Origin of the sequence: Chlorogloeopsis sp. ULAP02 (assembly GCF_038404745.2) — a bacterium.
GTDB lineage: Bacteria > Cyanobacteriota > Cyanobacteriia > Cyanobacteriales > Nostocaceae > Chlorogloeopsis.
Map to the genome: position 1 here is coordinate 48,765 of NZ_JAYKTT020000023.1, position 21,112 is coordinate 69,876.

The 21,112-nt window shown below is 40.6% G+C and carries 17 protein-coding genes; 2 read left to right on the plus strand and 15 right to left on the minus strand.

What is annotated here, in order from left to right; translation table 11 throughout:
• Nucleotides 1-129 precede the first annotated feature (129 nt).
• The 3 genes from U2718_RS10615 to U2718_RS10625 form a co-directional block, all read right to left on the minus strand.
• The gene (locus tag U2718_RS10615) at nt 130-864 is read right to left on the minus strand and encodes a class I SAM-dependent methyltransferase (protein WP_342003193.1); all 735 of its coding nucleotides are present in this window, start codon (nt 862-864) and stop codon (nt 130-132) included.
• A gap of 307 nt (nt 865-1,171) precedes the next feature.
• The gene (locus tag U2718_RS10620) at nt 1,172-1,429 is read right to left on the minus strand and encodes a hypothetical protein (protein WP_342003192.1); all 258 of its coding nucleotides are present in this window, start codon (nt 1,427-1,429) and stop codon (nt 1,172-1,174) included.
• A gap of 280 nt (nt 1,430-1,709) precedes the next feature.
• Entirely contained in the window at nt 1,710-1,979 is a 270-nt protein-coding gene (locus U2718_RS10625) for an RNA-binding protein (RefSeq protein ID WP_342003191.1), read from the minus strand.
• Between the two features lie 778 nt (nt 1,980-2,757).
• On the opposite strand from U2718_RS10625, the gene U2718_RS10630 reads away from it, so the two are divergent.
• Both U2718_RS10630 and U2718_RS10635 read left to right on the plus strand, forming a co-directional pair.
• On the plus strand, nt 2,758-3,978 hold the full coding sequence (locus U2718_RS10630; protein ID WP_342003190.1) for a TPM domain-containing protein: 1,221 nt from the start codon (nt 2,758-2,760) through the stop codon (nt 3,976-3,978).
• A 9-nt stretch (nt 3,979-3,987) separates the two neighbouring features.
• Nucleotides 3,988-4,761 (plus strand): LemA family protein, encoded by a 774-nt coding sequence (locus U2718_RS10635; RefSeq protein ID WP_342003189.1) that lies wholly within the window; start codon nt 3,988-3,990, stop codon nt 4,759-4,761.
• Nucleotide 4,762: 1 nt separating this feature from the next.
• Here U2718_RS10635 and U2718_RS10640 read toward each other — a convergent pair whose 3' ends face one another.
• The 12 genes from U2718_RS10640 to U2718_RS10695 form a co-directional block, all read right to left on the minus strand.
• Nucleotides 4,763-6,298, minus strand: a complete 1,536-nt coding sequence (locus tag U2718_RS10640) for a DUF1802 family protein (RefSeq protein WP_342003188.1) — start codon at nt 6,296-6,298, stop codon at nt 4,763-4,765.
• Nucleotides 6,299-6,308: 10 nt separating this feature from the next.
• Entirely contained in the window at nt 6,309-8,204 is a 1,896-nt protein-coding gene (locus tag U2718_RS10645) for a hypothetical protein (protein WP_342003187.1), read from the minus strand.
• Between the two features lie 34 nt (nt 8,205-8,238).
• Nucleotides 8,239-8,916, minus strand: coding sequence for a hypothetical protein (locus U2718_RS10650; protein ID WP_342003186.1), 678 nt, complete (start codon nt 8,914-8,916; stop codon nt 8,239-8,241).
• A 558-nt stretch (nt 8,917-9,474) separates the two neighbouring features.
• A complete protein-coding gene (locus U2718_RS10655; RefSeq protein ID WP_342003185.1) occupies nt 9,475-10,521 on the minus strand; it encodes a hypothetical protein in 1,047 nt (348 codons plus the stop codon).
• A 268-nt stretch (nt 10,522-10,789) separates the two neighbouring features.
• Nucleotides 10,790-12,916 (minus strand): N-acyl-D-glucosamine 2-epimerase, encoded by a 2,127-nt coding sequence (locus tag U2718_RS10660; RefSeq protein ID WP_342003184.1) that lies wholly within the window; start codon nt 12,914-12,916, stop codon nt 10,790-10,792.
• Between the two features lie 47 nt (nt 12,917-12,963).
• Entirely contained in the window at nt 12,964-15,060 is a 2,097-nt protein-coding gene (glgX, locus tag U2718_RS10665; RefSeq protein ID WP_342003183.1) for a glycogen debranching protein GlgX, read from the minus strand.
• 26 nt (nt 15,061-15,086) lie between these two features.
• Entirely contained in the window at nt 15,087-15,731 is a 645-nt protein-coding gene (locus U2718_RS10670; RefSeq protein WP_342003182.1) for a DJ-1/PfpI family protein, read from the minus strand.
• A gap of 69 nt (nt 15,732-15,800) precedes the next feature.
• The gene (locus U2718_RS10675) at nt 15,801-17,279 is read right to left on the minus strand and encodes an ankyrin repeat domain-containing protein (RefSeq protein ID WP_342003181.1); all 1,479 of its coding nucleotides are present in this window, start codon (nt 17,277-17,279) and stop codon (nt 15,801-15,803) included.
• Nucleotides 17,280-17,340: 61 nt separating this feature from the next.
• Nucleotides 17,341-18,846: a GMC oxidoreductase gene (locus U2718_RS10680; protein WP_342003180.1), complete on the minus strand. Its 1,506-nt coding sequence runs from the start codon at nt 18,844-18,846 to the stop codon at nt 17,341-17,343.
• Nucleotides 18,847-18,873: 27 nt separating this feature from the next.
• A complete protein-coding gene (locus U2718_RS10685) occupies nt 18,874-19,569 on the minus strand; it encodes an EthD family reductase (RefSeq protein ID WP_342003178.1) in 696 nt (231 codons plus the stop codon).
• A gap of 143 nt (nt 19,570-19,712) precedes the next feature.
• Entirely contained in the window at nt 19,713-20,366 is a 654-nt protein-coding gene (locus U2718_RS10690) for a nuclear transport factor 2 family protein (RefSeq protein WP_342003177.1), read from the minus strand.
• 117 nt (nt 20,367-20,483) lie between these two features.
• Nucleotides 20,484-21,104 carry a VOC family protein gene (locus U2718_RS10695; RefSeq protein WP_342003176.1) on the minus strand — a complete coding sequence of 207 codons (621 nt, stop codon included), beginning with the start codon at nt 21,102-21,104 and terminating at the stop codon, nt 20,484-20,486.
• Nucleotides 21,105-21,112 lie beyond the last annotated feature (8 nt).

Sequence of the window (21,112 nt, forward strand, 5' to 3'; positions counted from 1 at the left end):
AATCGCCCTTAATTGCCGAGTTCTCTGTGTAGAACCGTAGGGTGGGCAATGTCCACCTTACAAAAATCTATTTTCTGAGTAGAGACGCGACATATCGTGTTTCTACACCAAAATTTGTGTAGCAGAAAATCACAGACATTCAATAGCAATGATAGGCACACATTCCAGAAAATCCTGCCAAAACTCTTGCCCAAATTCCTCTATCCCTTGAGGAGAAACTTTCGGTTTTTGCCAGCGAACCTCTGTAAAACCTGCACTTCGTAATGCCCATTCATGGGTGGCTATGCTGAGGTAATAGTTATCAAAGCTGAATTTCTGCTCATCAGCATAAATTGTGTATTTTATGGGTGTGCCTTCCTGAAGCAATTCACCTATACTTTTAATAAATCCATACTTTTCTGTTAAGAGATAAGACGCAGGAGGTTGTTCGCCATTATTATTAATAGTTACAAAACGGCCTCCCGGCTTCAAGTTGGCGAATATGTTGTGGCAAACTTTGAGCAGTTGTTCTTTTGTTTGGCAATAATTCAGCAGATAGGAAGCTACCACCAAATCAAAGTTGCCAATTTTACCAAGTTCAAGTACATTACCAAGTATATATTCAATATCTTGCGGTTCTCTGGCTTCTTCCTGGATTGCCAGTTCCATCATTTTTTCAGAAATTTCCACGCCTACTACCCGTGCAGCGCCGTTTCGTTTGAATAGTCTAGTGTAGAATCCTTCTCCGCAAGCCAAGTCTAGGACTGTCTTTCCTGTCAAATCGCCAAGTAAATTAAAATATGTATATGCCTCAATATGTAGGCGAAAGGGCAATTCTTTGGATTTTTTATACTGCTGGGCGATGGTGTCATAATAGGCTGTCATGTCTCACTCCGCTTACATTACACCTAAACCTATTAGACAATCAGCTTACACCTAGAGTAGGGCGATCGCACCTCGAATTACAGTTTTAGCTCTTAATATTTATCCAGCAAAATCAGCTAAATTTGCTATTAATTCATCTGGTTCAATAGGTTTTTCTGAATCAACTTAAAAACCTGAACTAAGAGCTTCATAACACACTTCTTCAGTCATATAAGCATTAAAAAATATGCTGCCCATGCATTGAACCTCACGAGCTTTACAAGAAATATTCCCTATCAAATTTTTAGCTTGCAATTAAGTTTAGAGTTCAGTTATTCTCGTGAACTTTCAATTGGTATTTAGAGGTTGCAGGTTTAGCTAAAGACAGCGGTGGCAATTTAGCGGCTGTTTGCAGTAGATTCCACAATTCTTCTTTCCACTTCAGGTTTAAAATCTCTGGATTTTTCATTCCCAAAGCTTTTAAGCATTTAATTATGTCTTTTTTTCTTAATGAATTTGGCTCTAGTTCTGAAGCTACAAAACGAGCAAAGTTGGGTGAAACAGCTGTAGGAATTTCACGATTCATATAAACTTCACGGGAGCATGGAACCCGTTAACTAAAGTACAACTTGTCATGAATAGGGGTTCTAAAGGAGGTATCGCTCCAGAAAATAGTTCATTTCTCAGGTAAATCCATAACCCCCTCATACACTAATTGTGTACTAAGTATTAGAGTCACCTAAAGTTGTGAATTGCTCTGAAGCCGTTCGTTATTTACAGTACGATTACAATAGTGAAATCTTACAGTAGAAGAAAAGCGTGGCACACTCAACAGAATATCAAGTGCTGCCAACGCCATAGGCACATTAAAAACGGCATGACGAATCTTTGTCTACTTTGGTAATAGCTTTATTAACTTTCAGGCTACGTCCCATCCATTCACTACCTAACAGCCCTTCAATTGCTGCCGCTTCTTCAGCGTCTGTTCCCATTTCTATGAAAGCGAATCCTCTCTTTTCACCAGTTTCTCGGTTTACAGGTACTCGCACTCTTTTAACCGATCCATATTCTGAAAACATCTGCTTGAGGTCAACTTCTTCAACTTCATCAGATAAATTACCGATATAGATTGACATAAAACATCTCCCAAATCCAATTAGGATGTAGAGATTTAGATTCGGAAGGTGTTTGCAAGGTCAATCACATAGCCGAAAATAATTCTCGATAGCCTAACCTTAACACAGAAAATTTAATAAAGCTTGTTGGATTCTAGATAAACTCGTCGTCATAAGTATGCATCTTCTGGTAAACTATGCTTAAAAATAATTGTGGCTTGTAAAAGTGCTGACAAAATTACAGCCATTTTCAAATGAATAGACCACACGATACTCTAAGGGCAGGTTTTGTTTCAATCTCTAGCTCAAACCGAAAGGATATCCTGCTAAACCCACCCCGACAGAAAATTGTGATTCAAATAAAATTTGCTGTAAATTAGCATCACTAAGATATATTGATTTACAGAGCTTCAAAGTACTACAGATTCAACACAGCATCAAGCTGATGCTATGTAATAAAATACTACACAAAAATATAATCCTTAATATTTCTTGATATATTTCCCAGATTATTATTTTTATAATTACGAAGCTATCGATACTTGTTGATAAGAATCAACTTACTAACGATTCTGCCGTTTTTGCAAAAATAGCCCTCAAAATAATTATTTTTGCTCACAATTTATAGATCTAACTTAGAAAATAGAAATAAGGGCATATTGAAACAATCTTTTTGATTACTTAGTCAAAGACAGAGAAATTCTCTAGTATATAAAAAGCTGTGAGAGGATAAATCAACCACAAGCACCGCTCACACTCAAAATACGCTCCAGAAATTAGTCGGCTGGAGGCTGAAATAATGAAATTTAATGTACTAAAACCAAAACGCTTTTTTTTGGTAAGCTTATTTTCCTCTGCCATATTTCTTTCTCCTCTTTCGACTCTGGCTGTGAATGTCAAAGAAGTTCCCAATCCCAGGCAGCAGGATGGTGGATGGGTGACTGATATGGCAGGAATCCTCAGCCAACAGACAGAAGCCCAAATTAATCAGATGATTTCTCAGTTGGAAGCAAAACATGGCACGGAAATAGCCGTGGTAACTGTGCCACAAACAACTCCTAGTGGTTCTGTCAAAAAATTTGCCACCGAACTATTTAATGATTGGGGAATTGGCAAAAAAGGACAAGATAACGGTTTGTTGTTCTTGATTTCAGTAGGCGATCGCCGTGTGGAAATTGAGACTGGTTACGGCGTGGAAGCAATTTTGCCCGATGCGAAAGTGGGCAATATTATCGATACCCAAATCATTCCCCGCTTCAAACAAGGAGACTTTGAAGGTGGTACGCTGGCAGGAACAAAAGCACTAGTACTTATTTTGGAGGGCGATCGCTCATCGTCTGGAAACCAAGTAAAAACTCCAAATCGGGAAAATGGCTCAACTGTAGAAACAAGTGCAGTTCCCCCTATTTTATGGGGATTTTTAGCTGGAGGTGGGATATTAATATTAGCGATCGCAAGTGCGGCTTTTCTCAGACGACGCCCTCAAAAAATCTTGATTGCCCCCGAAGGGCGTAGTCGCAAACTCGACGGCAATTATATTTTTTTGTGTGCTAATTGCCAACAGCCGATGGAAAAAGTAGACGCAACCACAGTCGAGTCGTATTTGAGCAAACCAGAAAAAATAGCACAAAAATTAGGTAGTGCCAGATTTGAGGGTTGGAGATGTCTCAATTGCAGTCATAAGCTAACTGGTAGTGGTTTCCACATTGTTGCTCAAGAGTCTCATTCATCTCGATTTAAGAAATGTCCTCACTGTCAAGAATTAACTGTCACCCGCACCGAGCAAATTGTTAGACCAGCTACACAGTACAATTCTGGAAGACGACTAATTACTGATGAGTGTCATAGTTGTGCTTATCACCATCAGCAAGAAGAAATCATTCCTCGCTTGCCCCCGCCTCCTCCGCCTCCTCCTCCCAGCACGTGGGGTGGCTATAGTGGCGGCGGCTTTAGTGGTGGCGGTGGTGGTAGCTTTGGTGGTGGTGACAGTGGTGGTGGTGGTGCTGGTGGTAGTTGGTAAGTAATATTTATGAATAATCCAGAAAAGAGAATTCCCGAAGAGATTGCTCCAGAGGTGCTAGAGTTAGCTTCGCGCTACTATGCCAATCACACCCAAAGTTACTCGCCTTCTGAATTGGTAGCAGCAGGAAAAGAAGTGGATATTCCTGCCGAGTTTATTGAGCAAGCCATCCGAGATGTGCAGGCAAGGCACCGACAACAGCAAGAAAAACAACAACGATTAGCACATCTGCGTCAAAGATTGTTGATAATTGGTGCAGGGATAGTAACTACATTGGCTGTTTGGATTGGTTGGACTTATAATTCTATTCAAAGTAGTAGCTCCAGGGTTGAAGCAGCTTGGGCGCAAGTAGAAAATCAACTCCAGCGTCGTGCCGATTTAATCCCCAACCTTGTGAATGTGACACAAGCTTATGCCAAACAGGAAAAAGAATTAGTCTCTTTGTTGGAGCGATCGCGTCAGGCTTATTTGCAAGCAGACACTCCCAACGAAAAAGCCGCAGCAACGGTACAAATTAATCAAGCTATTGATCGCTTCCGCAATTATGCCGCCGCTAATCCCCAATTGCAATCTAGCCAATTGTTTATCAATCTTCAGTATGAGTTAACGGGTACTGAAAATCGCCTCGCGGTAGAGCGAATGCGCTATAACCAGGCAGTGCAAGCTTACAATCAAAAAATTCAAAGTTTTCCCAACTCGGTTGTAGCTAATACTTTTGGGTTTGAAAAGCAGGAATATTTTCAAGCTACAAATACTAATGTTCCCAAAGTTTTTAAGGAGTAAATTAGGAGATGTTAGTTATAGGTAACTCGCGGAGGAAATAAAAGCGATCGCTCTTCCAATCACTGCCTTTAATTCGTCCTAAATAGCCTGTTAAGGGTGATGAAAGTTCAATGAGAATTTCGTGCATTTCTTCACGACTGAGAGCTTGAGGTGGACTTGAATAACCGTAGGCTCCGTAAAGAGTTGCAACTTCAACATTTTCATCTCCTGTATTTGCTTGATGCTTTTTCACGAGTTGAATTAAGTGCGACCGCAGACTAATTTCTTTGTAAACTTGGTCAAGATATTTTTCAACTTCTTGATTGGAACTTCCAGCTTTTAAATATATTTTAAGTTTAAATAAATCTATCGAATTACGATAATTATTTTCTAGTTTTACTAGTTTTTCTAATGTTTCTGGATTAATAATAGCCATACTGTGTACTTTTGCTGCGTATTCTAATTGAGTTGTTGCTTCACCAGGGCCAATAATTAGTTTGATTGCTTGTTTTAATAATTCTTGGTTTTGTAAGCGGAGTGTTCCTAAATTAAGTAATTGTACAGCAGTATCATTAGGTATTTTTTTACCCGCTTTGCATTCTCCAACTAAAGGATAGGGTTGGGAACAAAATATATCTATACCGCCTGCACCACCTCGATGAAATTCATCAACTGTAAATCCTAAATATTCGAGGCTCTTACGAACTATTTTTTCAAAATCTGTTCCTGCTTGATAATTGCTTTTACCTTCATCTTGTTCTTTACTACGATTACCTAAAAATGCAATATCATTAATCCAAGCTAAATTTGAACTAGGTTGTTTAATTTGCTTGCAATTACTCCAACCTAAAAATACTCGAATATCCTCTTCTAATTGTTTAGCAGCTGAATTAGTAATCGCAAGGGAAGCTAAAGCACTTTGCAATTCTTCTAATTCAGGATGGAGTGGAGGTTGTAAATTTTCTAGTTGATGTTTGCGTTGAGCAAAGATGCGATCGCTTAAAACTGGGTTTACTTCTAAAACAGTTAAAGGTTGTGGTAAAGCAACAAACCGGGTATTTCTCTTAACTGAGACATCAACTGCTTTTGGCAATTGATAAACTCGTAGGTAGGCTAGAAAGATATTTTGCCTTTGTGCAAGCACTTCCTGTAAAGCTTCTTGTGTCCAAATCGTCAGCCGCGATAAAGTAGTTAATGATTCAGCGTTGTTGATAATTTGGCATGATTCGCACTTTGCCCAAGCTTGAATTGAAACTGTCTCAGAGGTTAATAGGGGAAGCTGTAACTGTTCTTTATCTGTGAACAAGCTCATTTGCTTGGGTTGTAGCAAAATACCTTGAGAATTTAAAGAAGCGATCGCACTGCTAGCAATAGGCAAGAAACTTAAACGGTAGTATTGCTCAACTGAAAGTGGAATATTTAAAGAGTCTGTGGGATAAAGAGCAAATTGCTGCCCAGTGCGGATAAACATCTTGGGTAAAGCAGCAATTGTTCTTCCTTGTACTAATGCTTCAATATCAGGAGCAGGTAGACATAGTGCAGTTGAAATGGAAACCATCTGACTCATTTCAGGAAACCGTAGCTAGGTTTATGTCAATGTCATCAGTGGAATCAGAAAGACTTTGAGGAATTCTCATTGGCAAATCGTCATCAGTTAAATTATCAGGTTCTTGCCCACAAGGATCGCTCAAAATTTCTCTAATTAGAGCGTTATTAATTGCTAGTTTGTTTTGCTTGATAAAATCAAAGACTTCTTCTTTCGTGAGTTCATAACTCTCACAGTCATAAACAAAAGAAATAGCTAAGAGAGGTTTAATGTCTTGACTTTGCAACTTTACCCACTCTCCTCCTTTTTCTTGCAGAAGTTTTTTCAAACAGTCTTTTGCTACTGCTGCACCGGAATTTATTTGCTTTGAGCGTACTAAGCAACCGCGTGTAATATCAAACTTTTTATACTCAATTAAACGTTTTAAAGCAGCTCCTACATACCTACCGCCAGTTTGCTGTATAGTATCTACCCCTATTTTTACTTTTCCTTTATTACCAATTATTTTAAAATCTATATAGCCTTGATCTGCTGAACTAGCCTTAACTTCTTCAACAGCTTCAATGGAAACTTTTTCTACTGTTTCTCCAATTAAGCTATTGAATGCTAACCGAAGTGCTTTAGCAATTGCTACCTCATCGTCTAACAGTGCATCTATAGAAGCCTCTACATTTGCTAATTCTTGCTGAAAGTATGGCTCAACAGAATGTGTTTCTTTTTTAGAAGGTTTTCCAGATACATTGAGTTCAGACACAACAAAATTTTCAGCACACCACTTTAGAAGTGCTCTAATAGTAGGTTTACTTTTACCAAGTTCTCTAAGCTTATCTTCATTAAATGGGTATAGAGAATGTGTTGGAGTTTGTTGATTTTCTTCATAAAACTCTTTTAGCCATTGATTAACAACGGCAACAACATCATCAGAGTTTAAATATTTCAGTACAATTGGCTGTCTATCAGATTGTTCACTTACTAATCTATCAATCACTGCTTCAGCCTGTGGCAAACTCCTAATTTGGTAATTCCAAGTATCAGGATACATTGCTAACAATAAAACACCACGTTTGAGATTGTTATATAAATCTTTTGCTAAACTAGCAACAACCTGTGGTGCTGTAAAACCGTTATCAGCCATATCTACAATATCTAGTTCGTCAAAGCAAATAACCGGAATTCTATAGTCACTAGTTAATTCTAGAATTTGGCGAACAAATTTTAATGCTTCAGCTTCTCTATCTTCTGTTTTAGGATTCGGTAATCCCATGACTTCAGCTTGTGCTGGGGTTAGTTCCAATCCGGATAACCAGTAGTTTGCATAATTAGCGTGGACAGAAGATAGTGTCCATAAAATCGCTTTTACTAAGTAAGGATTTGTAATTTCCGGTTTTGCTTGTATAACAACTTCTGTTAATTTATCAACGATTTTTGTAGAATATCTACTTAACCAATTAGGGTATATACTACTAATATATTGCTGTAAAGTGTAGTTCCATTTACTAGTTTCATTAAGTAAAGCTGCCGCTATTTCTTGCCATTGCATTACATTTTGAATTCTGAATGCTCTGAGGCTGGCAGTGACAGTTTGCAAAAATTGGTAATGAATCTGATTTAAGTTGTCATACTTGCTCATGTATATAAATAAAGCACTATTTTCTGCCTGCAAGCGATGACGAATCCGACTAATAATATGGCTTTTTCCTAATCCTTTTTCGGCAGTAATTGTAATGCTGACAGTTTCACGCTGCCCTTTACGGACTTTCTCCACTGCATCAAACACAGCATTGGAGGCGTGACAATTAATTGAAGGCACATCAGGAAAACTTTTACCCCATATTTGTGCCGCTCTAACAACAATATGTCCAGCGAATGGATTTTTATTTCTAATTAATTCATCAATTGAACATCTGGTATCTGCCATATTTTTGCAACCTCAATGACTGAGAAGGAAAATTTTAGACTTTTAAGAGTTTGGCGTAGCAGCGTAATCCATCGAGTTCTGTAGTTATGGAATCTTCAATTTTGTCTGGTGCGCTGTCTTCTACACTGCCGCCTTGCAGTTGCAAAATATCGTTAGCCTGCATTTCCAGTAACCATTTCTTGAAATCGGAACGACTAACGCGATCGCCTATTTCCCGACGAATTCGATATATCGGCACTAGATGATTCAGGTTGTAGTCACTGTTTAATCTGTCATAGACTCCCAATGTGACTTTCTCAAACTCCTGATAAGATTTCACAGTACTTTTTACACCGTTAACAGATGCAGCTGCACCAACTACCGTGCCATTCACCTGACTTATCCACTTCAACAGCGCATTTGCAGCCCAAGTTCCTACAATAGTTCCTTCAAACTTAAAATCAGAACTTTTTAAGCCTTCACCCAATACATCTAAACCCTTGGGAGATACCAGAGAGTACCCTTTTTTAGAGACAGCGATCGCTCCTTTTTTCTCCAAGCTCTCAAAGACGCCTTGATAATCTGCTGCCTTCTTGCCCTTTTGTACAACTCGCTTGGTAAGTTCGCCTTTCTTAATTTCCTGCTTCGTTCCTCCCAAATCCCATAAAGCTAACAAAAGACGAGTTTGAGTTTGAGCTTCTCTAGCCTTTACACTAGTATTTTGTGATGCCATATTTAGTAATCCAGTAAAAAATCAAGGCTTTGCAACCCATCTATGCGGGTTTTGTCTGTATAGCCCAGACTTGCAGAGGGCTATCAGACGTAATCTGTTGTTTCTCAGTACTAGTATAATTTTTTGAAAACTTAATAACTGGCGTAAAAATACTGAAAGAATCTCAAGAAAATCTTTGAGATTCCGCTAAATTGCATATATTTTTTTGTATAAATACAAGTGTATGATTAAGTATGTATTAATTTTAACAATCTTGTTATATCTAATATGCACGAATTTATGGAATAATAAACCGCAGAGAAGCCAGTGCGCCCTTGCGGGTTAAGAGACTTGTAGCAACTGGCGCAACGCAGAGGAGGACACTGCGCCCTTGGAGGTTGCCCGGAGGCGGAGCAACTCCTGCTCCGCTCCGTTGTAGCAAGTGTCTGTAACACAGAGTCAAGAGGATTTGAGAGAGGTTTTGCGTAAGTCCTATAAATAACTCATCACATCTAGGGAATTTGTGATGATAATAAATATGAAATTGGCAGACGAAGCGATGCTAATTAAATTATGAATTTAAAGTAAAAAGATTCCTATCAATACAATGTTGGTTAGTCCAAACGCAAATGGAACAAGCCAACGAGCCGTGCGATCAATTTTTGATGATAGCTCTTTATGTGTTTCTAAATTAATTCGATGTTTTACTACAGTATAGATAATTACCAAACTTATAAAAATATAAACTACCAGAATAAATCCATTGAGATAAGTTATGTAAGCAACTTTTGGTAAGTCTTCTGCAATTACGACATTAAATGCGATCGCTGATAATAAAGAACTAGTAGCTATAACAGTATTTGATTCAAAAGAGCGAGACCAAAATACTGTCCACGAAATAGCAATTATAAACAATAATGGCAGAATTATATTCAAAATATATGGTATGGAATAACGCGAAATATTGATTTCATATATAAATTCTGGATAATATACTTCTTCAAACTCCGATTTTTTCGAGCCGACTAATGCGTTATATTCTCCAATTGTCCATCCTGTCAAAAAAGCATTTGGAGATTTACCAGTTGTACGTTTGTCAACAATAAAGTTTATGTCTTTAGTGTTATATAAAGGAGTTGTGAGAATTAATCTTAGTCTTTGAGAATCAAAAGAGAATTTTTTCAAATTAATTTCATCATTAAATCGACCTGTAAATCGTTCTTTATAATATACAGTACCATCAGGTTTAACTTTTAATTCTGTATAAACGGTTTCTCGCTCGCGCTCAATATTTAAAAATTTGACATTAGGTAACCAGATTTCTCCTATTTGGTAAGTTTTATAATTTACACCATTTTGGGTTGGTTTAAATGCCAAACGTTTATCTTTCCAAGTTAAAAGTAAGTAAGCATCCAATGTAAAAGCTTCTTCTTTTTCATCAAAATCATCAAAATAGATTAGATATATACCTACAGCAACTTGAACAGGAGTATTGGTGTCAGGGCGACTTGTGGTAATTTGACGTGTAGTTTCTTCTGGAGCTTGTTGTGCGTTTACTTTTGGTACATTCAAAGATAGGCAAAGAGAAAGTAAAGTGAACAAATAAATAGTTTTTTGACGCATCATTACCTTAAATAACTAATAATTTTAACTCAAATTTTTCCATAACAAGCAATTAACGAGGAAACTGAAAATAGTTTAAAAGACAATGATCCCCCCAGTTCTTTTTCAAGGGGGGAACTCAATCTAGGTTTGAAGTCCCCCTTTTTAAGGGGAGCCACTGCGTTGGGCGGCTCTGCCGACTTGTAGCAAGTGGCGTGGATTTAGGGGGATCTCTATTTGTGTCGCATTCTTTTGTTAACTTGATATTACTTCAATTCCTCCGATTGCACTATCAAACTAAACTAACTTCTTCATTCAGTTCACTTTGCTTGATCGCTTCTTTTACTGATCCTTGAGCACCTGAAATTGTAATACTAAAATTACCACCTGCTTTTTGTTTATAAAACGCAAGATATCGCAAACTTTCATCAGAAATTGACTTGAGATCTTCCATATTCAAGACAACACCTGTAACTCCATGAGCTTTTTCCAGTTCTTCTTTGAAATACTTCAACATACTTGGTTCTAGAGAGCCAGCCATGTTAATCTTCGCAACCCCATCAGTTACTTCCATCAGATCGGCATCGAAATCAATGTCGGCAGGTATTATCCGCACCCTGATTTTTATTTCCGTCTGATCGGTTGGTAATTTGATTGTCAGTGCTTCGGCATCAAAATCAGTATATTTATGCCCATTAATCCACACTTCATCAATCCGAATACTACCGGGTGGCAGAATATCTGGCTGTACACGCAAGATATTGTCTGGAAAACCTCCGGGCTGGGGCTTGAAGAAGAAATCCATTGGTTCCTTATTAATCAGCAAATTGGTATAAATAGCAGCCAAGTAGCACAACTCAAAGGAGTGATAACCTGCCATTGAGTGACTGCCCTTACCGCGTTCAGTACCAAGTGCGTAGGGTTGTCCATTTGCTAAAACGTTAAAATAGACACCACCAGAATCAGTATCCAGGAAGTACACGTTATAGAAAGCAGCACCTTCTCTGGCAAACTGGATGAAATTCGGGTCTTTATAAACACCAGCCATGATGTAGTAGGCTAGAATTCCTTGCTCTTGTTGCCACCAAGCCTTGCGATCGTGCCAGACAAGGCGATGAAATTTTTGCCCTGGAGCTAATACCCGCTCTACCATGTCATACCAACCACCACGCTGGCGATCGCAACCCACACTAGGGATAACATGACCAATTTTTTCAGCAAAATCTTTATATGTTTCTTTTGCCTTGAGGCTATGCATCCGTGTCAAATTCCAGGCAATTTTTAGGTTGTGTCCCACAATTGCTCGATTTTGCTGTACTGTTTGGTAATCTTTTGACCAGTCATCATTGAACTTCTCTTGCACAAAAGGACTATTGTTATAGTCGGGGAAGTAAGTTGCGATCGTGTCAAAGGTGTATTCCAAAAAGTCAGCGTATTCTTGTTCGCCAGTGGCAAGCCAGAGATTGATCAAATAGGCAGGAGCGTGATCGCCGACAGAGTTCCAATTCTTTTTAGCCCGATTTCTTCCTAGAGACTCGCTATAGGGACTAAGAGTAATCGGATCGATGTGAGAGTAGTAACCACCTTTTTGAGTTTTGTCTTTGAAAAAGCGGTGAAATAAGTTGACTGTTGCCTTAATATCACTTACTATTCGGGGATCGCCTGTAATCCGGTAAGTTTGAGTAGGGCCAGCCAAAGCGTAAATCTGCTCGTAGCAAGGAATAGCATCGTAGTCATCGCCAAACTCAGAGGCAAAGATTTTTTGCTCGCTGCCGTCCTCCTTAATGTCAACGGCATGATACCAGTAGCAAATACCTTCGCTTTCGTCACGAAAGCGCATATGTTCGCGCAAGTATTTCGTGCCTTTTTCGGCAGCTTCTAAGAAATGGTCATCTCCTGTCAGTAAATAAGCAGAAGCAAAGCCATAAACTAAACGAGAGATTGTATCCGTCTCTTGCCGCCCAGACTTTTGCTTATCTCCCGTAATAGTTAAGTTAGTACGGTATTCGGAGTAGTCGATTTCGCTGTCGCCAAACTCGGCTTGAATGTAGAAGTCGGCTAACTCCCGCACCTGTTTAATCCACCAGTTTTGCTTTTCAAATAAGTACTCGTTCTCGGTACGCCCTAAAAAAACAATGTGCTTGGCTTCAAAATTTTGATTGCCGTTTTCCCCATCTGGGTAGAAGACACCGTAGACAAATACAAATCGTCCTGGCACCAGCATTTCTCGTATCTGGGCAGTGGCATCGCGATACGCTTCTCCCAAGTTACGTATGAGTTCGGCGAAGACAGTGGGGGTTAATTGGACTAAGAACTCTCGGTTATCGGAGGTTTTTAAACCAAAAGCGTCTTTAGTCTGGTCGAATTGGGTAACATACCCAGCTATCAAGTCTGAGAAGGAAAATTCTATTTTATTCATTGGATCTACTGCTAAAATCTAAAGAAAAAGAGAGAAAATTCACAAAACTATTTAGAAATCAGTACCACAACGCTACGACTCTGAACCCAGTAAGTCTTAGTTGTGATCAGAGTTTCCTTACCTTGTTCTGCAATATCTAAGGGGGATGGCTGGGAAGTGTCTACCGTTCTATACCACTGCCTGCCTGCAACGGTAGGAATTTCAAAATCAAGCCCTTCCCAGTACATATTCAGCATGATGTGAATATCTACCTCCTCGTTGAAGCCCCCCAAGGTAAAGGCTAAAACACGAGAATCAGGATCGTTCCAACCTGGGCTATATAATTGGCAACCATGCCAAGAAATATCCGCTAATCCGCGCTCATTGATCTCCCCACTAAAGAAACGCGGTCGGTGCAGAATAGAATGATGCTTGCGAAAGTCAATCATCAGTTTAAAAAACCGATAGATATGGGGATATTTCTGCAACTGCTGCCAATTAAACCAGCTAATCTCGCTATCTTGGCAGTAAGCGTTATTATTTCCTTGTTGGGAGTGCCTCACCTCATCACCTGCCAAGATCATCGGCACGCCTTGAGATAATAAGAGAATAGCGGCAAAATTCTTGACTTGGCGATCGCGCAAATCTTCAACCCAGCGATCGCCCGTTTCACCCTCAACCCCACAATTCCAGCTCAAATTATCATTGATGCCATCACGATTATCTTCGCCATTGGCTTCATTATGTTTGTAGTCGTAAGAGACTAAATCATTCAGCGTGAAACCATCGTGACAGGTGATGAAATTAATACTGTTAATTGGTAAATGCCCGCTAGATTGGTAGATATCGGCACTGCCACCAATCCGTGAGGCAACGGCACCAACTAACCCTGGATCTCCTTTGACGAAGCGTCGAATATCATCCCGATAGCGCCCGTTCCACTCTGCCCACCGATATCCGGGATAGTAGCCAATCTGATATAGCCCGGCAGCATCCCAAGCTTCGGCGATGATTTTTGTGTCGGCTAAAGTTTCAGATAGTTCAATATTCCATATTACAGGGGGATATGCCATCGGCGCACCGTCTTCACCACGAGAAAGTATAGACCCTTCATCAAACCGAAAGCCATCTACGTGCATTTCTCGTACCCAAAATTCCAAACACTCTAAAATGAACTTGTTTGCGAGCGGATGGTTGCAGTTAAATGTGTTACCACAACCTGTATAGTCCATGTAGTACTGTTTGTTTCCATGAACGAGATGGTAATAGATACTATTATCAAAACCCTTAAAGTTGATTGTCGGCCCTAGATGATTTCCTTCATCGGTATGATTGAAGACAACATCTAAAATTACCTCAATGCCCGCTTTGTGGAGCGCCTTCACCATATCCCGGAATTCTCGAATCTGGTTGCCAACCTCTGGATAAACACAATAGGGACTGTGGGGAGCGAAGAAACTAACTGTACTATATCCCCAGTAGTTTGTCAGTGGCTTGCCATTAACTTCCCGCAGTACTTGCTTGTGATCGAACCCAAAAATTGGCAACAGTTCCACGGCGGTAATGCCCAATTCCTTGAGATAAGGGATTTTCTCAATCACTGCCAAGAATGTACCAGGATGTTGACAGCCTGAGCTAGGCGAATTGGTAAACCCCTTGACGTGCATTTCATACACAATCGTTTCACTCATGGGGCGATTGATCGGGCGATCGCCTTCCCAGTCATAATCTGAGATGTCGATGACTACACTTCGTGCTGAGGTAGCCAAATTATCTCCCTCTCCACAAGCATCTGCCCGGTTCCATAGATCGGCGGTATTTCCTTTCGCATAAGGATCAATTAGAACTTTGTTTTGATTAAAGCGGTGTCCGGCATTAATGTCATGCGGCCCGTCTACGCGATAAGCATAGTGAATTCCTGGTTTTAAACCCCTCACATAAACGTGCCAGAAGTGAAAGGTTTTATTTACTTTCGGATCTAACTCAATAATCTGTATTGGTTCTAGAGCATCATGCTTATCAAATAACAAAAGTTGTATTTCTGTAGCATGTTGTGAAAAAACCGCGAAGTTCACCCCTTCTTGATCCGGTGTTGCACCTAGAGGATGTGGCCGTCCCTTCTCTGCTTGATATGTAATTTTAGGTGCATCTACTATTAACGTCATAATCCACTTCCTCTGTAATCCGATATTTAACTTGAAGCCAGCATTTCAATAATTTTCTTGGCAAACAAATGACAATGAGCGCCAGTGCGTCCTGTGACTAAATCCCCATCTACCACCACATCTTCATCGGTATAAATTGCGCCCATATTCACAACATCGCCATGCAAATTGTTATGACAGGTGACGTGACGACCGCGCACCAGTTCTGGTACAGGTGCAACTAGCCACATTCCATGACAAATTATGCCTTTGAGAATATTTTGATTGGCGAAAGCTTGTTTAATAAATCCAGTTGCTGGCGGGAGTTTATTCACATCCTCTGTGTATCTGAGGCGATCGGACACAAAAGCAGACGGCACAATGATGGCAGCATAGGTATTGAGTTCGTCATCATCTATATTTTCAAAACTTTCATTACAATCAAGCGGTGCATGATATTCGTGTCCCTTGAAAGTTATAGATTGCTGACCCCACAAGCGGGTAAGGAGATGAGCTTCAGCACCTTCTTCTGCAAAGCGGTAATGGTAGTACCAAATTTCGTGTTCGTAAAAGTCACTCTCAATTAGGATGCCAATTTTTTTCCCTTGTAGTGTTGCTTTTTCTTCCCGGCTTTTAGGCACACCCTTCAAATGATTCTGAGTTCCCGATTTATCTAAATGAGAAACTAACATAGTCCATTTCCTACAGTCTAAAGTCGTCTGCGGGTAACTTAATAGTTTTGTAGTCTTCAATAGGTACTATCAAACCTTGTTTGGAACTGGAGAATTTCCCATTGTTTTTGAGCGGATTAGTTTTGGAATCTCACCATCCGCACCAAATACGTCAACAGCAATGTCCCAAGGTGTTTTACCGTCGTGTCCTTTCAAGTCTAATTTGGCACCGCCTTTAATCAGGATCTCCGCACATTCGCTATATCCATGCCAAAGAGCATCGTGAAGGGGAGTATAACCGTTGATTGGCCCCTGAACATCCAAATCGATATCGGGGTGTTCAACCAGCATTTTCAAAATTTCCGGATTACCGTTATAAGTTGCTTTATGAATCGGAGCGCCTTTAAACACCCAGTCTTCGACCCTGACTTTCGCACCCGCCTTGAGCAGTTCTCTGACAATTTCTGTATGTCCATCACGGGCGGCAACTAAAAGGGGAGTATGCCCATCTAAAAAAGAGTTGACGTGAGGGTAAACGGTATTGACATCAGATCCATTTCCAATCAACTGCTTGACTGTCTCAAAATCACCATGATTGGTTGCTGCCATTACTTTTTGAGACTCAATGCTTTCTTGGGCAGCTTTTCTACCCGCGTCAATAATTTCTTTAATGGTGATAAATTTCTGCTTTTCTTCCCCTTGGTTAACATTGAGTTCAAAGTTGAGGTGATCGTCTAAAGTAAAGCCATAGTGGGTACTCAAACGCAGATTAGCTCCCCGTTCAACGATTAGCCTCACTAACTCCGGCCACTTGTACCATAGAGCATCCATAATTGGGGTATGCCCCATTGTGGGGGTGACAGCATCAAAAAACGCTCCAGCATCTAGTAGTAACTTCGCGACTTCGACACTACCGCCCTGACAAGCTTTGTGCAAAGGAGTCGCCCCAGTTTTGCTATCAGTCGTTAGAACATCTGCTCCAGCATCCAACAACAATTTCACCATTTCAACATTGCCATGACAGGCTGCGGTCATTAATACAGTTAATCCATTTTCTGGATTGCGGGTATTAGGATCTGCACCCTGTTGGAGCAAACTCTCGGCTGCTTCAATATCGTCATTTTCTACAGCTTCAATCAAACGCGCTCTTGAATCTCCCCGCAATGCAGCAATAATTGGGGAGGGATCGCAGTAAGATTTCCATTTGACAATCTTGCCATTTTGAATTTGCATCCAAGTGGCAAAAGTAATGTCAAAGGTGAGTCCAGTCGCTTTAACTGTTGTGATATCATGCACTGTGCCAAATGCTTGATCGCCTTGGACGACCAAATCAACTGGTTTAAAAACCTTCACATCTGCGATGCGATCGCGGGCTTGAAAGGATTGAGTCACCTCTGCCACACCGTGGGATGTGCCAATCCAAGGAATAATATCGCTGACGCCCTTTACAGGTTGTAGATTAATCCACTCAATATCGTCTGCCAGACAACTCATCGCAGTTTCATAGTCAGCTCGATCTAGGGCTTGAAACCACTTTTCGGCAATTTTTTGTGTTTCTTCCTGGCTCATGGTTCACCTCAGCAATTAATAATTCAATAGCGGCTAACCTGAATGCGAAAAAAGAAAAAATCTATGAAGGTTTGATATCTTCGTCCAAAATCCGATCCAAACACCGCTCGGCGATCGCGGCAATTGTTAGAGCCGGATTAACACAGGTACTAGAGCCTGGAATTAAAGACCCGTCCACGACATACAGGTTTGGATGTCCAGCTACACGACCGCAATCATCGCAAACTTGACCTATGCAGGCTCCTCCCAACTGATGACCTGTGACTTGAGCTGCAATTGGAGGAACGTCACCTCCATTTTTTTGACTCAGTAATTCGGCTAAATACTTAGCGGCTTCTTTCGCTTTGGGATCACTTTCAAAATTTAATTGGACTGTATCTGAAGCTGGCTCGTAACTAAAATTACCCCGATGAGGAGTCATCGCAAACACAAAGCTACCGATAACATTGCGATCGGGAAAATCCGTTTCAAATCTCGGTAACGGCGCTCGCATCATTACACAGGGATAGATGGGATTCTCGTAATTAAGAACAACGATCGCCCCTGGGCCGCCTAAATGCGGATTAGTCTTTTCTGAGAGATTAGTGCGAAAGGCATAGGTATCCCCATCGTTGCCAAATCCTTGACCGAGAGTATCATTAATTCTTGGTAAATCTCCTTTTGCTTTCGCTTTAATGAGGAGTTCGCAAGTTCCCATCACACCAGCAGCCATAAATAAGTATTGGCAGGTTAATTTTTGCTGGTCAATAACTTCGCCGCGATCGTTAATTATGTCTACCGAAACTTCATAACCTCCTTCTGGTTTTTCAGCAACTTTGGTCACGAGATGGTGAGTGCGAATTTCAACTGAACCTGTTTGTTCAGCCAACTTGAGATAGTTTTGATCGAGAGTTTTCTTGCCGCCACTGTTATTGCCAAACCAAAACTCAGCTGCAATCACAGAAGGAACTCTTTTTCCTGCCATTTCCTCACGGACAATATCCCAATCTACCCCCATTGGAAATCGATTAATACCGTTAGTTAAGCCAGTGTTTGTTGACTCAACATAAGGAAATCCTGCTTTGAGTGCGTGTTGTTCTAATACCTTTAGTCCCAGATAATATTCACTCTCTAGAACATCATCGGGGATAGGTGCAGAGCCAATTACAGAGTGAACCCGTGGAAAATAGACAGAATCCATCTGTTCATAGCTAATCGAGCTAGGAAATACCTGCTCAAATAATTCCCGTGGTGGCTGAATGAGAATACCTCCATAAGCAAGCGAGCCACCGCCAACACCACAACCGACGAGAAACTTATAATTTCCTCTTTCAAGGATTTCCAGCACTCCGGTATATTTCTCGATCGCAATTCCCTCATAACCTGGAGTTTTAGTGACTTTATTTAGCCACTCTGCTCGCCCATCTGGATTTCTAAAGGTTGCAAAAGTAGCATTTTGAGTCGGATCTTCAATTGTCCAGCGACGCCCTCTTTCTAGCACCACTGTTTCAATTCCAGCCTCTCCTAAACGCAATGCGGCTACAGCCCCACCAAAGCCGCTACCAATTATAATTGCTTGTACATTCATAGTTGTTTCCCTTCTGGATGAATGCTTTTAACGCGGCTGTGGCCCTATAACCCAATGTTCGGTTGCAACAAAAGTGTGGACATATTTGGGTTCGATAAAATTAGCCAAATCCTGTTCAGCTTCTTTGCCTTGTGGCGAATTTAGAGCTTTTTCAAGTGATTGGACATCATCAAACCAAAGCTGGGAAACGCAGTCTAAGATAGATTCCCCAATTGCATAGAAACTATCGCGCACATGACACTGAAGATAACGTCGCAAACCTGGAAGTTTTAGATCCTTTGGTGCATGAACCTCTAAACTGTACTTGCGAAATTCCTCTAGCGGCATCCCAGCTTTACGCTTGACTAGAGCAAAAACTTTAACCATAGTCGAATCTTTTTGCAAAGGCTCACCTTCCATCAAGACGTGAGTTGTTGTATCCAAAACCACAGTTCGCCAGAAAGCAGCCCAATTAGGTTCATCTAGTCTTGCACCTGCTAAAAATTCCTTCGTCTGAAGGGATGCTAATTGCTCTTCTTCATTCTCTAGCCATATTTCCGCTACACCACTAAAAAGAGGATCTTCTGGTTCCTGACCAAATGGGATACGAGTATCAATCAAGTAACGCTTGATCTGAGGAATTTTACTAGCATAGTAAACTGCATGAAAATTGACCCAGTAATTCTGGAATTCCTTCTCAGTCATACCAGGTTTAGGGTGGGCAAATATCAGTTGATGGATCATAAAAACCTCATGAATATAGTAGCTTTACTAGGACTTACTCAAAATAACTCTCTAACTCTTATTTCTCCGTGCCTAGAGCGGTTTGATTCTTCCGTAACTCGTGGGTAAGTTCTAATTACGTTATTTATCTCGAAAACTATTGACTAATTGTTCATATTTGGCGGCGGGACGTTGGGATCGAGGATGAGGCTCCGGCTTTGGTATTTCCAAGTGTCAGCAATTTTCACTAACCGATCTTCGTATAATCCAGTTCTGATGATAGAGGCGGGAATATTCCCAATATCCATGGCGATGATATAACATCCTCCTTTCGCACCTCCAAAATCAGGTTCAATTGTGAGGTTATTGTTCCAGTGCCGAGTAGTTTGCACATCAGGAAAGGTGTTATAAACATCGATCAACTCCTGCGTTCCTGTGGCTTGTGTTATGAGTGTTCCATCCGCGTTCTTTAGCAAGAATGTGCCATCAGGTGTAAATGTATCTGCCCATTTGGCAGCGTTGTAACCCTCTAGAAGTCCATCAAGGGCATAGAAATAGTTGCTGTTAAGCTGCCCAATTGCAAGGATATCGTTAGGCGGCAGTAATTTTTTAGGCTGTTGGGCAGAGATTTGCAGGGGATTAAAACTAATCAAAACTATGACTGAGAGTCCAACTCCAGCTAGAAGTAACATTCTTCGCCGTGTTAGTTTCTTTTGTCGCCTACCCTGTTTGTCGGAGTCTTGATAAATCACGTTCTTCTTTGATGAAGATTGTGAAATACCAAATATAGACAAGATTTTCTGAAATGATAGCGGCATATTTCTGGATTTGTTTGTCGTTGATGTCTTCAAGACTTTCGTGATACTCGAAAGGAGCATGATATTAATAACCTTTAAACGTCAAAGACTTTTGACACCATAGGCAGGTTGGCAGCATTAGCAATGCCTTCGACTGATTTCATTGAGATGTTTTATAGCCTCAGGCATCAATTCGACAAACTGAATCAGATTGCCATCACAGTCTTTAATAAACTGAAAGCTTAACTGGAGATCGTAATCTACTCGTTTTACCCAGAGTGTTTCAATTCCTTTGCTTTTGAGTTCTGCAATCTTGGCATCAAGATTATCTACCAGAAGAGCAAATTGCGAAATACCTTGAATGTTAGTGTGAGCAGGGGGATCATTACGCGGTGGTGAGATTGGCACTGAGCCATTTTGCTCTATGAGTTCAAGTCTGAAGTCATCTAACTCTAAAACGGCAATTCGCGTTCCAAAATCCGGAAAATCTTTTCTTGTAAATATCTGATATCCAAGCTTCTCCTGATACCATTTGACGGCTCTATCAATATCTGGAGTTGATATGCTGACGTAAAACAGTCTAAAGGGAAGCATAGGCATATCCTTGGATGAATGTGATGCTTTAGGTGTATGAGCAGAGATTTGAGCAGGGCGAACACCACTCAAAAATAGTGCTGAGAGTCCAGTTCCACCAAGCAACATTCTTCGCCGCGTCACTTTCTTTTGTTGCCCACCCTGGTAATTAGAGCCTTGATACATAGCGTTTT